The 14,955-nt window shown below is 67.9% G+C and carries 14 protein-coding genes; 9 read left to right on the top strand and 5 right to left on the bottom strand.

All coding sequences use genetic code 11. The features are described from left to right. The 3 genes from CSW60_RS10670 to rfbC form a co-directional block, all read right to left on the bottom strand. Window positions 1–1,203 carry a threonine ammonia-lyase gene (locus CSW60_RS10670; RefSeq protein ID WP_099537214.1) on the bottom strand — a complete coding sequence of 401 codons (1,203 nt, stop codon included), beginning with the start codon at window positions 1,201–1,203 and terminating at the stop codon, window positions 1–3. Window positions 1,204–1,280: 77 nt separating this feature from the next. Further along, the gene (locus CSW60_RS10665) at window positions 1,281–2,183 is read right to left on the bottom strand and encodes an alpha/beta fold hydrolase (RefSeq protein WP_099537649.1); all 903 of its coding nucleotides are present in this window, start codon (window positions 2,181–2,183) and stop codon (window positions 1,281–1,283) included. 2 nt (window positions 2,184–2,185) lie between these two features. Further along, complete coding sequence (gene rfbC, locus CSW60_RS10660; RefSeq protein ID WP_099537213.1) at window positions 2,186–2,749, bottom strand: dTDP-4-dehydrorhamnose 3,5-epimerase; 564 nt, start codon at window positions 2,747–2,749, stop codon at window positions 2,186–2,188. Between the two features lie 36 nt (window positions 2,750–2,785). Between rfbC and CSW60_RS10655 the strand changes: the two genes are divergently transcribed. Beyond that, the gene (locus CSW60_RS10655) at window positions 2,786–3,811 is read left to right on the top strand and encodes a glycosyltransferase family 2 protein (RefSeq protein WP_099537212.1); all 1,026 of its coding nucleotides are present in this window, start codon (window positions 2,786–2,788) and stop codon (window positions 3,809–3,811) included. Here CSW60_RS10655 and argE read toward each other — a convergent pair. Continuing rightward, window positions 3,808–4,983: an acetylornithine deacetylase gene (argE, locus tag CSW60_RS10650; protein ID WP_099537211.1), complete on the bottom strand. Its 1,176-nt coding sequence runs from the start codon at window positions 4,981–4,983 to the stop codon at window positions 3,808–3,810. The two genes, CSW60_RS10655 and argE, sit on opposite strands and share 4 nt — an antisense overlap. Before the next feature lie 189 nt (window positions 4,984–5,172). On the opposite strand from argE, the gene purU reads away from it, so the two are divergent. The 8 genes from purU to CSW60_RS10610 all read left to right on the top strand — a co-directional run bounded on the left by purU (window position 5,173) and on the right by CSW60_RS10610 (window position 13,124). Beyond that, window positions 5,173–6,015, top strand: a complete 843-nt coding sequence (purU, locus tag CSW60_RS10645; RefSeq protein ID WP_099537210.1) for a formyltetrahydrofolate deformylase — start codon at window positions 5,173–5,175, stop codon at window positions 6,013–6,015. Window positions 6,016–6,100: 85 nt separating this feature from the next. Continuing rightward, window positions 6,101–7,168 (top strand): dTDP-glucose 4,6-dehydratase, encoded by a 1,068-nt coding sequence (rfbB, locus tag CSW60_RS10640; RefSeq protein ID WP_099537209.1) that lies wholly within the window; start codon window positions 6,101–6,103, stop codon window positions 7,166–7,168. Further along, entirely contained in the window at window positions 7,168–8,037 is an 870-nt protein-coding gene (gene rfbD, locus CSW60_RS10635) for a dTDP-4-dehydrorhamnose reductase (protein WP_099537208.1), read from the top strand. The genes rfbB and rfbD overlap by 1 nt, the downstream gene beginning before the upstream one ends. Before the next feature lie 116 nt (window positions 8,038–8,153). Then, a complete protein-coding gene (gene rfbA / locus CSW60_RS10630; RefSeq protein ID WP_099537207.1) occupies window positions 8,154–9,026 on the top strand; it encodes a glucose-1-phosphate thymidylyltransferase RfbA in 873 nt (290 codons plus the stop codon). A gap of 74 nt (window positions 9,027–9,100) precedes the next feature. Beyond that, window positions 9,101–10,381, top strand: coding sequence for a serine hydrolase (locus CSW60_RS10625; RefSeq protein WP_099537206.1), 1,281 nt, complete (start codon window positions 9,101–9,103; stop codon window positions 10,379–10,381). Window positions 10,382–10,431: 50 nt separating this feature from the next. Continuing rightward, the gene (locus CSW60_RS10620) at window positions 10,432–11,553 is read left to right on the top strand and encodes a DNA cytosine methyltransferase (RefSeq protein ID WP_099537205.1); all 1,122 of its coding nucleotides are present in this window, start codon (window positions 10,432–10,434) and stop codon (window positions 11,551–11,553) included. Between the two features lie 72 nt (window positions 11,554–11,625). Further along, window positions 11,626–12,612, top strand: a complete 987-nt coding sequence (gene cysK / locus CSW60_RS10615; protein WP_099537204.1) for a cysteine synthase A — start codon at window positions 11,626–11,628, stop codon at window positions 12,610–12,612. 74 nt (window positions 12,613–12,686) lie between these two features. After that, window positions 12,687–13,124 (top strand): very short patch repair endonuclease, encoded by a 438-nt coding sequence (locus tag CSW60_RS10610; RefSeq protein WP_099537203.1) that lies wholly within the window; start codon window positions 12,687–12,689, stop codon window positions 13,122–13,124. Here CSW60_RS10610 and CSW60_RS10605 read toward each other — a convergent pair. Beyond that, window positions 13,121–14,884: an ATP-binding protein gene (locus CSW60_RS10605; protein WP_099537202.1), complete on the bottom strand. Its 1,764-nt coding sequence runs from the start codon at window positions 14,882–14,884 to the stop codon at window positions 13,121–13,123. The two genes, CSW60_RS10610 and CSW60_RS10605, sit on opposite strands and share 4 nt — an antisense overlap. Window positions 14,885–14,955: the final 71 nt, after the last annotated feature.

The raw sequence follows: 14,955 nt of genomic DNA, 5'->3' as shown, positions 1-14,955 counted from the left end.
CTAGACGGCGCGGGGCGGGTAACCGCTCTCGCGCAGGGCGTCCATGACTTCCTGGGTGTGCTGGGCGTCGCGGGTTTCGATCGTGATGTCGAACTCAGCGCCCTTGGCCGGGACGTCCAGCGCCAGGCGATTGTGGTTCACCTCGATGATATTGGCGCCCATGGCGCCGATCACGCTGGCCACGGTCGAGAGAAGCCCCGGGCGGTCGTCGCCGATGATGCGCAAACTGGCCAGGCGCTGGGCGCGGACCAGTTCGCGGGTCAGCACCGAGGCCAAGAGGCGGGTGTCGATGTTGCCGCCGCACAGGATCAGGCCGCACTTCTTGCCCCGGAAGCGTTCCGGATAGGCCAGCAGGGCGGCCAGCGAGGCGGCCCCGGCGCCCTCGGCGATGGTCTTCTCGACGTTGCAATACAGCGAGACGGCCTGCTCCAGGTGCGGCTCTTCCAGCAGCAGCACGTCGTCGATCAGCGGACGCACGACGCCGTAGGTCAGGTCGCCGACCTGCTTGACGGCCACGCCCTCGGCTATGGTCTGGCCGCCGCAGTGGGCCGCGACACCGCGCATGCGGGCGGTGAAGGACGGGTACATGGCCGGCTCGCAGCCGATGATGCGGATGTCGGGCTTGAGAGCCTTGGCCGCCGTGGCCACGCCGCTGATCAGGCCGCCGCCGCCGATCGGCACCGGCAGGACCTCCAGGTCCGGCGCGTCCTCCAGCATTTCCAGGGCGATCGTGCCCTGGCCTGCCATGATGTCGTAGTCGTCGAACGGATGGACGAAGGTCAGGCCCTGCTCCGCGCACAGCTTGCGGGCGTGGGCGTTGGCGTCGTCATAGGTCTCGCCCTCGATGACCACGGTCGCGCCGAAGTCGCGAGTGTGCTGCACCTTCACGAAGGGCGTGGTCTTGGGCATGACGATGGTGACCGGCACACCCAGGCGCGCGCCGTGATAGGCCAGGCCCTGGGCGTGGTTGCCGGCGCTGGCGGCGATGACGCCCTTGGCCTTCTCGGCCTCCGACAGCAGCATCAGCTTGTTCAGCGCGCCGCGCTCCTTGTAGGCGGCGGTGAACTGCAGGTTCTCGAACTTCACCCACACCTCGGCGCCGGTGATCTTCGACAGGGTCTTGGAGTGGCGGCACGGCGTGCGCTCGATCTGGCCCTTCAGGCGGCCGGCGGCGGCTTGGATGGCGGCGAGGTCGAGGGTCATCGGATCAGCACTCTGTCGCGGCGAAGAACGGGCCGTGGCGGGGCTCTAACACGGCCAAGCCATCCGGGCCCACCCCTTTAGGGCGCCGTTTCGAGGAGCTTTTCTATCGCCGCCCAGGCTTCCGGCTCGGTCAGCATCGGCGCATGGCCGACGCCAGGGACCTCGGCATAGGCCATGTCCGGCGCGGCGGCGCGCATCCGCTCGGCGATCGCGGGGTCGATCAGGTCGGAGATCGCGCCGCGGATCAGCAGCAGCGGGCGATCCTTCGCCAGGGCGCTGAACAGCGGGTACATGTTGGGCGGCGGCGGCGCCTGTCCCGTCTCGGCCTGGACCTTGGCGGCCGCCTCGGCCGCGGCCCGGATGGGTGCGGCGATGTCGGGATCGTAGGCGGCGACGAAGCCGCCGTCCTGGGCGTCGAAGGTCCGGCGAGCGGCGCGATCCCAGTCCTCGGGGCCATAGCCGGGAAAGGCGGCCTGGTTGATGTCGCGGACATAGGCCGCCGCCTCGTCCCAGGTCTCGAACCGTCCGGCCCGGCCCGTATAGCCGGCGATCCGCGCCAGCCCGACCGGCGAGATCTCCGGGCCAACGTCGTTCAGCACGGCCGCGGCGATGGCTTCGGGCTTGAACGAGGCCAGGACCATGGTGATCAGACCACCCATGCTGGTGCCGACGAACACCGCCTTGTCGATCTTCGCGGCGTCCAGCAGGGCCACGATATCGGCCGCGTATGTGCCGGGCTGGTAGTTCATCGGGTTCGGGTCCCGCGCCGACAGCCCCCGGCCGCGGACGTCGACCGCCAGGACACGGCGGCCCTTGGCGGCGATTTTCGGGGCGAGGTCTTCGAAGTCGCGCGCATTGCGGGTCAGACCATGGATGCAGATCACCGGCGCTTTCTGGTCCCCGCCGCGCGGCGCGTAGTCCCGGGCGTGGAGCGGCAGGCCCTCGGGCGAGGTCCAGAAGAAATCGGTGAAATCCTGCATCATCAGCCCTCGTAGACAAATGGCGAGTCGATCTCGGCCAACAGCGGCGCGGCGTTGTCGCGGTCGTTGGCGGTGATCTCCGAAACCTGGATCGGCCAGTCGATGCCGATCGCCGGATCGCTCCACCGCACCCCGCCCTCTGCCTGAGGCGCGTAGTAGTCGGTGACCTTGTAGAGCACCTCGCAGGCGTCGGTCAGGGTGACGTAGCCGTGGGCGAAGCCCTTGGGGACCAGCAGTTGCTGGCGGTTCTCGGCCGACAGCTCGGCCCCCACCCACCGGCCGTAGGTCGGCGAGCCTTTGCGGATGTCGACCGCCACGTCGAAGATCGCGCCGACCACGCAGCGCAGCAGCTTGTCCTGGGCGTGTGGCGGCTTCTGGTAGTGCAGGCCGCGCTGGATGCCGCGGGTCGTCGAACGGACATGGTTGTCCTGCACGAAGGCGGCCTTGAATCCGGCTTCCTCCAACGCCGCTTGGCGGAAGGTCTCGGAAAACCAGCCGCGCTCATCGCCATGACGCGCGGGCGTGATAAGCAGCACTTCGGGGATCGCCAGCGGCGTGATCTTCATGACGCGTACTTCGATTTGAGAAACGACTGGCCACCGATGCCGCCTGAGACGATGGAAGACAAGAGCGGCCCGGCGGTCACGGTGGTGATCGTGTCGTATCAGAGCGGCCCGACCCTGGCCGAATGCCTGTCGCGGCTGGAGGCCCAGACCTTCCGCGATTTCGAGACGATCCTGATCGACAACGCCTCGACCGACGGCGCGCCCCAGGCGGCGGCCAAGGCCCATCCGTGGGTCGATTTCGTCGAGGCCGGCGCCAATCTGGGCTTCGCGGCCGGCAACAACCTCGCCGCCCGGCGCGCCAAGGGGCGGTGGCTGGTGCTCCTGAACCCCGACGCCTATCCGGAGCCGGACTGGCTGGAGGAGCTGATGGCGGGCGTAACGCGCCACCCGTCGGTGAAGAGCTTCGCCTCGCTGCAGCTGTCCGCCGACCAACCCGGCTTGCTCGACGGGGCGGGCGACAACCTGACCAGCGCGGGCATTCCGTTCCGAGGCGGCTACGGTCGGAAAACGCCGCCGGTCCTGCCCGAGGGCGAGGTGTTTTCGGCCTGCGGCGCGGCCATGCTGATCGATCGCGCGCTGTTCCTCGAGGTCGGCGGCTTCGACGAGCGCTACTTCTGCTATTGCGAGGACGTCGACCTGGGCTATCGCCTGCGGCTTCTGGGCCAGCCGACCCTGCTGCTGCCCAAGGCCAAGGTCGCCCACGTTGGCTCGGCCAGCACGGGCGTGCGCTCTGACTTCGCCATCTTCCATGGCTCGCGCAATCGCGTCTGGACCTTCCTGAAGAACACGCCCGGCTGGCTGTTCCCGGTCACCCTGCCGCTGCACGTCGCCGTGACGGCCGGCCTTCTGCTGCTGCACTGGCGGCGCGGCGACGTCGCCCCGGCCATCCGGGGGATCAAGGCGGCGCTGAAGCGCGACGACCTTGACGCGGTCATGGCCGATCGCCGCGCGATCCAGGCCATGCGAAAGGCCTCGCCGAGCGCGATCCTGCGGGTGATGTCGATCGATCCGGCCGCCTTCATCGGCCGGCGGCTCGTGATCCGCAAAGCGCGCGGGATCTAGACCGACAGGTCCTCGATCAGGCGGCGCATGAAGGCCGCGCCGCGCTGCATCTGGCTGATCTCGACATACTCGTCGGGCTGGTGGGCCTGGTCGATAGAACCGGGGCCGCAGATCACGGTCGAGAAGCCCGCGCCCTGGAACTGCCCGGCCTCGGCGGCGTAAGGCACGACCCGTGGCGGGCCGTTGTCGCCGGCCAGCCTGCGGGCGAAGGCCTCGGCGACGCCGTCCTCCTCCGGTGCGAAGGCGGGCGTCAGGGAACGACGCTCGACCTTCACGCCGCCTTCCGGCGCCTTGGCCTTGATCTCGGCGTCCATCCGCTGGGCGGCCGCGAAGAAGTCAGCCAGCAGCGCCTCGGGGTCCATGCCGGCGGGCGTACGCAGGTCGAAGACGAAGACGCACTCGCGCGCCAGGATGTTTACGGCGGTGCCGCCATTGACCTGGCCGATGGTCAGGGTCGCGCCCTTGGGCGTGAAGGGCGAGTTGGGATCGGCCTCGCGCTCCAGCCGCTCGGACAGCAAGACCAGCATCGCCATCAGCTTGATGGCCGCCATGTTGGCCGAGACGCCCAGGTGGGTCAGGCTGGAATGGGCTTCGCGGCCGGTGACGGTGACGATGAAGCTGGCGATGCCCTTGTGCGCGCGCACCGCGACCATGTCCGTCGGTTCGCCCACGACGACAAGCGCGGGGCGGGGCGCTTCGCGGGCGATGACGTCGATCATGGCGGGCGCGCCAAGACATCCGACTTCCTCGTCGTACGAGAAGGCCAAATGGACGGGCTTCCTCAGCGTGGCCTTGGCGAGGTCCGGCGCAGCGGCCAGGGCGAGCGCGAGGAAGCCCTTCATGTCGCAGGTCCCACGGCCATAGAGCCGGCCGTCGCGCTCGGTCAGGGTCCAAGGATCGCTGGACCAGGGCTGACCATCGACGGGAACGACATCGGTATGTCCAGAGAGCACGACCCCGCCCTCGATCGCCGGGCCGATCATGGCCATCAGGTTCGACTTGGAGCCATCGGCGTTCGGAACGCGCCGCGAGGGGATGCCCAGATCGGCGAGATAGCCCTCGACCCATTGGATCAGCTCCAGGTTCGAGCGCCGCGAGGTGGTGTCGAAGGCCACCAGCTTGGCCAGGATGTCGATGGCGCGTTCGGACAAGACTTCTGAGGAGGAAATCATCGGATGAGCCTAGACCCGTTCCCCCCGCGACGACTACCCGGCTCGGTTCTTCCGCCTTCCAATGATCTTTGGCGGGGCATGGCCGTGCGCTCGGAGACGCTCCAGGGCCGTTTGACGAGCGATTTCATGCCCCCTCGCCGCCACTGCGGGCTTTTCTTGACGTGCGCGGTTCTCTAGAGGGAGCGGACCATGATCCTGACCCTCTCCTGCCCCGACCAGCGCGGCATCGTCGCCAAGGTTTCCGCCTTCCTCTTCGAGCGCGGCTGCAACATCCTGGACGCCCAGCAGTTCGACGACCAGGAGACCGGTCAGTTCTTCATGCGCGTGGTCTTCGACGCCGATGGCGCCGACCGCGCCGCGCTGCGCCAGGAGTTCGGCGCTCTGGCCGAGCCGCTGAAGATGAAGTGGACGCTTCGGAACCGCACCGACCGCTATCGCGTGCTGCTGCTGGCCAGCAAGTTCGACCATTGCCTGGCCGACCTCGTCTATCGCTGGCGCATCGGCGAGCTGCCGATGGACATTACCGGCGTGGTCTCGAACCACCCGGCGGAGACCTATGGCCACATCGACCTGTCGGATCTGCCTTTCCATCACCTGCCGGTGACCAAGGAGACCAAGTTCGAGCAGGAGGCCGAGCTCTGGAAGCTGATCCAGGAGACCAAGACCGACATCGTCGTGCTGGCCCGCTACATGCAGGTGCTGTCGGACGGGCTGTCGGCCAAGCTGCAGGGCCGCTGCATCAACATCCACCACTCGTTCCTGCCCGGCTTCAAGGGCGCAAAGCCCTACCATCAGGCCCATGCGCGGGGCGTGAAACTGATCGGGGCCAGCGCCCACTACGTCACCGGCGACCTCGACGAGGGGCCGATCATCGAGCAGGACGTCGAGCGGATCAGCCATCGCGACACGCCGGAAGACCTGGTCCGCAAGGGCCGCGATATCGAGCGCCGGGTGCTGGCGCGGGCCCTCCGCTATCGCCTGGAAGACCGGGTGCTGCTGAACGGCCGCAAGACGGTGGTGTTCACCGACTGACCGCCCGCTTCGGCCTCGACGGTTGCAAGTACACTAAAAACTGGAGTACGGGCTGGCTCTTGGATGGCCGAGGGCTTTGCAGCGCATGTCGCAACAGAATCTCCGCGTGATGGTGACCGGCGGGTCGGGCTTCATCGGCTCGGCCGTATGCCGCCATCTGGCCGGCCAGAACGATGTCGCGATCCTCAACTACGACAAGCTGACCTACGCCGCGTCGCCGGCCAGCCTGGCGATGCTGGGGGGCAAGGCCGACTATCAGTTCGTTCAGGGCGATGTCGCCGACGCCGCGGCGGTCTCGGCGACGATTAAGGCTTTCCGGCCCAACGTGATCATGCACCTGGCCGCCGAGAGCCATGTCGACCGCTCGATCACCGGGCCCGGCGAGTTCATCCAGACCAACATCGTCGGCACGTACGTCATGCTGCAGGCCGCGCTGGAGCACTGGCAGGGCCTGACCGGCGAGGACAAGGATCGCTTCCGCTTCCACCACATCTCGACCGACGAGGTGTTCGGCAGCCTGGGCGCGGACGGCCTGTTCAGCGAGACCACGCCCTATGACCCGCGCTCGCCCTATTCAGCGTCGAAGGCCTCTTCGGATCACCTGGCCCGCGCCTGGCACCACACCTACGGCCTGCCGGTCGTGGTCTCGAACTGCTCCAACAACTACGGGCCCTATCACTTCCCCGAGAAGCTGATCCCGCTGGTCACGCTGAACGCTCTCGAGGGCAAGCCGCTGCCGGTCTACGGCAAGGGCGACAACGTCCGTGACTGGCTGCACGTCGAGGACCACGCCCGCGCCCTACACCTGATCGCGACCAAGGGCGTCCCCGGCGAAAGCTACAATGTCGGCGGCCGCAACGAGCGCACCAACCTGCAGGTCGTCGAGGCGATCTGCGATGTGCTGGACGAGCTGCGTCCGCTGCCAGGTCGAACCCGCCGCGAACTCATCACCTTCGTCGCCGATCGCCCGGGTCACGACGCTCGCTACGCCATCGACGCCACCAAGCTGGAGACGGAGCTGGGCTGGAAGGCGCAGGAGACCTTCGAAACAGGCCTGCGCAAGACAATCCAGTGGTACCTCGACAACGAGGCCTGGTGGACGCCGCTGCGCGAGCGCTACGCCGGCCAGCGCCTGGGCCTGAAGACCGCCTGATGGCCGGCCCGCGAATCGCTCTTTTCGGGGCCAACGGGCAACTGGGCTCGGACATCAGAGCGCTCGCGGCCCAGCGGGGGCTCGACCTCGTCCTGGTGACGCGCGCCCAGCTCGACGCTTCCGACGCCGCCGCCAGTTTTGATGGCCTGTCCTTCGACGTCGCCATCAACTGCGTGGCGATGACGCGGGTCGATGACTGCGAGAAGGACCCCACGCCCGCAGTGGCGATCAACGCTCATTTCGCCGGCCGCCTGGCCAGGGCCTGCGCCGCCAAGCGCGCGCGGCTGATCCAGGTCTCGACCGACTATGTCTATGGCGGCCAGGCGCAACGCGAGCCCCTGTCGGAGACCGTCGGCCGGGCGCCGGTCAATGTCTACGGCGCGACCAAGGCGCTGGGCGAGGACCTGGCGCGGCTGGAGCATGACGACGTCATCGTCGCGCGCGTGGCCTCGCTGTTCGGCGTCGCCGGCGCCAGCGGCAAGGGCGGCAACTTCGTCGAGACCATGCTGCGCTTTGGCCAGGAGCGAGGCCGCCTGACCGTCGTCGCCGACCAGGTCATGTCGCCGACCGGCTCGTGGGACGCCGGCGAGGCGATCCTTGACATGATCGCGGCCGAAGCGCCTTCAGGCGACTATCACGTCGTCAATTCCGGCGTCGCCAGCTGGTGGGAGTTCGCCGCGCGGATCATCGAGCGCGCGGGAATCGCGGCGGAGGTCGCGCCAATCCCGACCAGCAATTTTCCGACGCCGGCGCGGCGTCCGCCCTACAGCGCGTTATCCAACGCCAAGCTGGCGGCCGCGATCGGCCGGCCGATGCCGCCCTGGACCGACGCCCTCGACCGCTACCTTCGCGCCAAGGGACGGCTTTGAGCGCGCCTCAAATCCTCCACGATCATCGCGTTGAACCGCCAGCCCGCGCGCGAAAGGCTTCACGCTTCGCGCAAATCCGCTCTAGGTTCGGGCGTCAGGACTGAAGAAGAAGACGTATGAAGGGTATCATCCTCGCCGGCGGGTCGGGCACGCGTCTCCACCCGGTGACCATGGCGATCAGCAAGCAACTGCTGCCGGTCTTCGACAAGCCGATGATCTACTATCCGCTGTCGGTCCTGATGATGGCCGGCGTGCGCGACGTCCTGATCATTTCCACGCCGCGAGACTTGCCATTGTTCGAGGGACTCCTCGGCGATGGCGCGCGGTGGGGGATCAACATCAGCTATGCCGTGCAGGCCAATCCGAACGGGCTGGCCGAGGCCTATCGCATCGGCGCGGACTTCGTGGGCGATGAACCCAGCGTCCTCGTGCTGGGCGACAACCTGTTCTACGGCGCGGGCCTGGGCCGGATCCTGCAGGGCGCCAAGGAGCGCTCTAAGACCGGGGCCAGCGTCTTCGCCTATTTCGTCAACGACCCGCAACGCTATGGCGTCGTCGAGTTCGACGCGGACGGCAAGGCCATCTCGATCGAGGAAAAGCCCCAGAAGCCCCGCTCGAACTGGGCGGTCACCGGCCTCTACATGTACGACAACCGCGTCGTCGACTTCGCCCGCGACCTGAAGCCCTCCGCGCGCGGCGAGCTCGAGATCACGGACATCAACCGGCTTTATCTGGAAGCCGGCGCCCTGTCGGTCGAGCGGATGGGACGCGGCTTCGCCTGGCTGGACACCGGCACCCACGACAGCCTGCTGGAGGCCTCTGAGTTCGTCCGTACGTTGGAGCACCGCCAGGGCCTGAAGATCGGCTGCGTCGAGGAAGTCGCCCACCAGAACGGATGGATCTCGAGCGAGCAGTTGCTGGGTTTGGCCCACGACCTGAAGAACTCGCCCTACGGGGCCTATCTGAAGATGATCGCCTCGCAGGGCTGATCTACGACCTCGACCGGCTGGAAAACGACCTCGGCGTCGGCGACAGTCCGCGAAAGTTCGCCGGGAGGTCCTTAGTGTTCAGGAAGATGATCCACGTCGCTTTGGCGGCGATGCTGCTGGCCGCCCCGGCGGTCCCCGCGCTTGCGCGGCAGATCTCCGCGCCGGCCCCTCAGTCCGCCGACGTGAAGATCGACAGTGCGCGGATCGACGCGGCGCTGAAGGCCATGGTCGACAGCGGCCGGGCGGTCGGCGTCTCGGCCCTGGTCTGGCAAGACGGCCGCGAGCGCTACTTCGGCGCCGCCGGCATGGCCGACCGCGAGGCTGGCAAGCCGATGCGCCGCGACACCCTGGTGCAGATCTATTCGATGACCAAGCCGGTCACGGGCGTCGCCCTGATGCAGCTGTGGGAGCAGGGCAAGTTCGGCCTGGACGATCCGCTGTCGCGCTACCTGCCTGAGTTCGCCGACATGAAGGTGATGGACACGCAAGGCCAGACGCGTCCGGCCAGCCGACCGATCGTCATCCGCGACATCCTGCGCCACACGGCGGGGTTCTCGTACGGCGGAACGGCGACGCCCGCCGACGCGGCCTTCACGGCCCTCGACCCGCTGAACCTGACCAATGACCTTTCCGAGTTCGGTCGCCGGCTCGCCAAGGCGCCTCTGCTGTTCGATCCCGGGGAGCGTTGGAGCTATAGCGCCGCCGTCGATGTCCAGGCGCTGTTGGTCGAAAGGCTGTCCGGCCAGCCTTTCGAGGCCTATGTGAAGGCGCATATCCTTGATCCGCTGGGCATGAAGGAGACCGCCTGGACCCAGCCTGAAGCGGCCTTTCCACGGCTGGCCGCCGTCTACAACAAAGGCCCTGACGGCCAGCTGACCAAGGAAGATCCCGCCGAGACGCGGCGCATGAATTTCGATCCCGCGCGTCGCATGACCATGGGCGGGGCGGGGCTTGTCGCCTCGATTGACGACTATGCCCGCTTCTCGCGGATGCTCCTGGGCGGCGGATCGCTGGAGGGGGTGAAGATTCTCAATCCCTCGACCGTGCGCCTGATGGCGACCGATCACCTGGATGCGCGCGTGACAAACCGGTCGTGGCTGCCCAGCAAGGGCTCCGTCGGCTTCGGCTTCGACTTCGCCGTGCGGGTGAAGCAGCCCCAGACCCCGGCCGAGAACCGCGGCGCGGTGGGTGAGTTCTTCTGGGACGGCCGCGACAGCACGCTGTTCTGGGTCGATCCCGTGAACCGGCTGACGGCGGTCTTCTTCGTCCAGACCTTTCCGTTCGATGGCGCGCTGCACCACGACCTGCGGGCGGCAGTCTATGGCGCGGACTATCTGGGGCCGAGGGGGGACTGAGCGGGCGCGCGGCCCTGGCGCGGCGGCGCGAACAGGCTAGTCTCCGGCCGATGACTCGCGCGCGTCCAAGCTTTCTGGAATTCTTCGCCGGCGGCGGCATGGCCCGCATCGGCCTGGGTGATGGCTGGACCTGCGCCTTCGCCAACGATTTCGATCCGGTGAAGGCGTCGACCTATCGCGCCAACTTCAGCGACGCGGACGAACACCTCCACCAGGGCGATGTCTTCGCCCTGACCGCCGAGGCCCTGCCGACGGCGGACCTCGCCTGGGCCTCCAGCCCCTGCCAGGACTTCAGCCTGGCCGGGGCTCGCGCGGGCCTGACCGGCGGCAAGTCCTCGGCCTTCTTCGGCTTCTGGACCTTGATGAAGGCGCTTTCGGCCGAGGGGCGCGCGCCGCCTGTGATCGTCATCGAGAACGTCGTCGGGCTGCTGACCTCGCACCACGGCGACGACTTCACCGCGCTCTGCGGCGCCTTGAGCGAGCAAGGCTATCGCTTCGGCGCCCTTGAGATCGACGCCGCCGCCTTTGTCCCGCAGTCCCGTCCGCGCGTCTTCGTGGTCGCCACTCGCCTGCCGACGGCCGGCTTGGAGGGGAGCAGCGCCTTCCATAGCCGCGCCATCCGTGAAGCGGCTGCTCGGTTGCCCGAGGATCTTCAGGCGCGGTGGATTTGGTGGGGCGTTCCCAAGCCGCCGGCGCGCAACACCGACCTCGCGGCCATGCTCGAGCCCGACGCGGCGGTGACTTGGCATCCTCCGGAAAAGACCGAAGCCTTGCTGGACCTTATGGCGCCGGCGCATCGTCAGGCGGTCGAGGCGCGGATGAACGCCGGCGGGCGCTCCGTGGGCGCCGTCTTCCGCCGGATGCGCGGCGGTCAGCAGCGCGCGGAGGTGCGGTTCGACGGCCTCGCCGGCTGCCTGCGTACGCCGCGCGGCGGCTCGTCCCGACAGACCCTGCTGGTGATCGACGACGGTCACGTCCGCTCGCGTCTGCTCACGCCCCGTGAAGGCGCGCGCCTGATGGGCTTGCCCGACAGCTATCAGCTTCCGACCTCGCAGACCTCGGGCCTGCAGGTGGTTGGCGACGGGGTGGCGGCGCCGGCGGTGCGATGGCTTGCCGAAACGCTTCTAGAGCCGCTCGTCTATAGCAAAACTGCAAGCCTTGCCGCCGAATGACCTCCTGACAGCGGGGGGATAGGGGGCTAGGGTGCGCCGCTTCCCGCAACCCCACGGCTCCGAGGTGTTCCGATGGACGACGCTTCCTCCCTCTATGACGCCGCCCGCTTCAAGCGCGCCGGTCGCGGCAAGATCTACGACTCGATCATCGATACGATCGGCGACACGCCGCTGGTGCGCCTGCCCCGGCTGTCGGCCGAGCTGAAGCCCAAGGCCGAGGTTCTGGCCAAGCTGGAATTCTTCAATCCGATCTCCTCGGTCAAGGACCGCATCGGCGTCTCGATGATCGAGTCGCTGGAGGCCCAGGGCATCCTGAAGCCCGGCGCGACGATCGTCGAACCCACCAGCGGCAACACCGGCATCGCCCTGGCCTTCGTGGCCGCCGCCAAGGGCTACAAGCTCACCCTGGTCATGCCTGAGAGCATGTCGATCGAGCGCCGCAAGATGCTGCTGCTGCTGGGCGCCAAGCTGGAGCTGACTCCCGCCGAGAAGGGCATGCGCGGCGCGGTCGCGCGGGCCCAGGAGCTGATCGAGGCCACGCCCGGCGCGGTCATGCCCCAGCAGTTCGAGAACAGCGCCAATCCGCTGGTCCACCGGGTCTCGACGGCCGAGGAAATCTGGAACGACACCGCCGGCGCCGTGGACGCGGTGGTCTCGGGCGTCGGCACCGGCGGCACGATCACGGGCGTCGGCCAGGTGCTGAAGGCCCGCAAGCCGTCGCTGAAGATGGTCGCGGTCGAGCCCGAGGCTTCGCCCGTCCTGTCGGGCGGCGCGCCGGGACCGCACAAGATCCAGGGTATCGGCGCCGGCTTCGTGCCGGGCGTGCTGGATCGCGGCGTGATCGACGACATCGTCCAGGTCAGCAACGACGACGCCTTCGCCATGGCCCGCCGCGCGGCGGCCGTCGAGGGCCTGCCGGTCGGCATCAGCTCCGGCGCCGCCTTGGTCGCCGCCTTCGATCTGGCCCTGCGCGACGAATATAAGGGCAAGACGATCGTCACGATCATCCCCAGCTTCGCCGAACGCTATCTGTCGACGGCCCTGTTCGACGGGCTCTAGGAGCATTTTCCGATAAGTGTGAAGCGGTTATCGGATCGGAAAATGCTCTAACCTACGAGGAGCCGGGCGGGCGCTTGACCGACGTCTACGACAAGGAAAAGCGCTCCGCCGTCATGGCGCGGGTCAAGAGCAAGGACACCTCGCCGGAAAAGGCGGTGCGCCGCATCCTGACCCGGCTGGGCGCGCGCTACCGGCTGCATCGTAAGGACCTGCCCGGTAATCCCGACATCGTCATGCCGGGAAGGAAGCTGGCCATCTTCGTTCACGGCTGCTTCTGGCACGGCCACGACTGCGCTCGAGGCGCCAGGGTGCCAAAGGCCAACCGCGACTATTGGCTGGCCAAGGTCGCGCGCAACAAGGCGCGTGACGAAGCGGCTCAGCAAGCGCTGCGCGCCGGCGGCTGGACGGTGGAGACGATCTGGGAATGCAAGCTCAAGGATGAGCCGGTCCTGACGGCGAGGTTAGCGCGGCGGCTGCAACGACCGGCCTCGGACGACAGCGCCGTGCGCTAGGCGGTGGTCCGCGCCTGGGCGTCGGGCTTGCCGGCGGATGACGCCCGCGCCAGGGCCGCATAGAGCTCGAAAGGGTCGATCGGCTTGGAGACGTGGTCGTTCATGCCCGCGGCGGCGAAGGAGTCCCAGTCCTGCGGCGCGGCGGAGGCGGTGACGGCGATCACGGGAATGTCTCGGTTAGGCCCGCCGCCAGCGCGGAGGATCTGGGTCGCGGCGCGGCCATCCATGCCGGGCATGTAGACGTCCATCAGCACCACGTCGAAGGCTTCGGTTTGCAGAAGCTCCAGGGCCTGGTCCGCGGACTCCGCGAGGGTGGCCCTGACGCCGAACGGCTGCAGCACCAGTTCCAGCGCCCTGCGATTGACCAGGTGGTCGTCGACGACCAGCACCCGAAGATCGGCAATGGGCGGCGTCTCGGGGGCGTCCGCCGGCGCTTCGGCGATCTCCAGCTTGGCGCTGAAGGTGAAGCGCGCGCCTTGGCCGGATGGGCTGCTGCTGGCCGACAGATCGCCCCCCATCAGACGCGCCAACTCCCGGCTGATCACGAGTCCAAGGCCCGATCCGCCGTGGTGCCGGGCGACCGCGTCGTTCAGCTGGTCGAAAGGCGTGAAAAGACGCGAAAGCGCGACTTCCGGGATCCCGGGGCCGGTGTCGGCGACATCGATCGACAGCCGGACCGTGGAGCCCTCGGTGTCGGAGCGCAGAACGACCGTAATCTCGCCGCGCGTCGTGAATTTCAGCGCGTTGGACAACAGGTTGTTGAGCACCTGTTGAAGCCGCATCGCGTCGCCCATGACCCAACGGGGCAGGGTCGAAGCGCCCTTGACCCGCAGGCGCAGGCCTTTGCGCATCGCTTCGGGGCGCCAGAGCCTGACCGTGTCGGCGATCGTCTGGCGCAGATTGAACGGCGCCCTCTCCACCGACATCCGCCCGGCCTCCAGCCGCGAGAAGTCGAGCAGATCGTTCAACAGGCCGCGCATCATTCCGCCTGCGTCGGCGATGAGCTGTGCTTGAACCTTCGACTTGGCGTCTGGAACGTCGCTGTGCAGCCGAGCCGCGCCCGCCAGGATCGCGCTGATCGGCGTACGCAGTTCGTGGCTGATCATCGCGACGAAGGCCGACTTGGCGGCCACGGCTTCCTCGGCCTCGTGACGCCGGCGCTCAGCCTCGTCCTTGGCCTTGGCCTCGGCCTTGAGCGCGGTGTGCAGCGTATGCGCCGCGATCGTCACCGTGGCGATCAGCAGCAAGGCGCCGAACCATAAGGCGTTGGCCAGCGGCGATCCCGGATTGGCCGCGCGCGCGACGAGCGGCACGATCAGCAGATAGAGCACGTAGGGCGTGGCGGCCGAGACGATCGCGGTCCGCCGGCTTCCGTTGATCACCACCACGTTCAGCAGCGCCCCCGCCAGCAACATGGCGCCCAGCGTGGGCGCGAACCGCGCCTTGGAGGCGAACAACGGCAGCGAGAGATAGCCAAAGACCGTCGAGGTCAGCAGGGGCAGAACGGTCACGGTGAGGCGTCGCCACACGGCCTGGACCTGCTCCGAGCGATGGCGAACCCATTCGGCCCCGCCAATTTCGACAAACTGCAAGGCCGCGTAGATCGCCGCCCAAATCCAGACCCAGCGCAGGTGGATGTAGACGCTCAGGATCAGCGCGATGGAGAAGGCCGCGACCAGGCGCAAAACCATGTTCGCGCGCCGTGAAGCGAGCACGTGGGCGGCCTGCCTTCTCTCCCTCGCCGCGCTCATCCGCGCCATTCCCTTGAAGGCCCGACTGAGGACCTCAACAGGAGATTAAGCTCGAAGGCCTAAGAGGGTGTGAAAAGAAA

The organism is Caulobacter sp. X, from assembly GCF_002742635.1.
In the GTDB taxonomy this organism is placed as follows: domain Bacteria; phylum Pseudomonadota; class Alphaproteobacteria; order Caulobacterales; family Caulobacteraceae; genus Caulobacter.
This window is presented reverse-complemented; position numbering and strand designations above follow the sequence as displayed.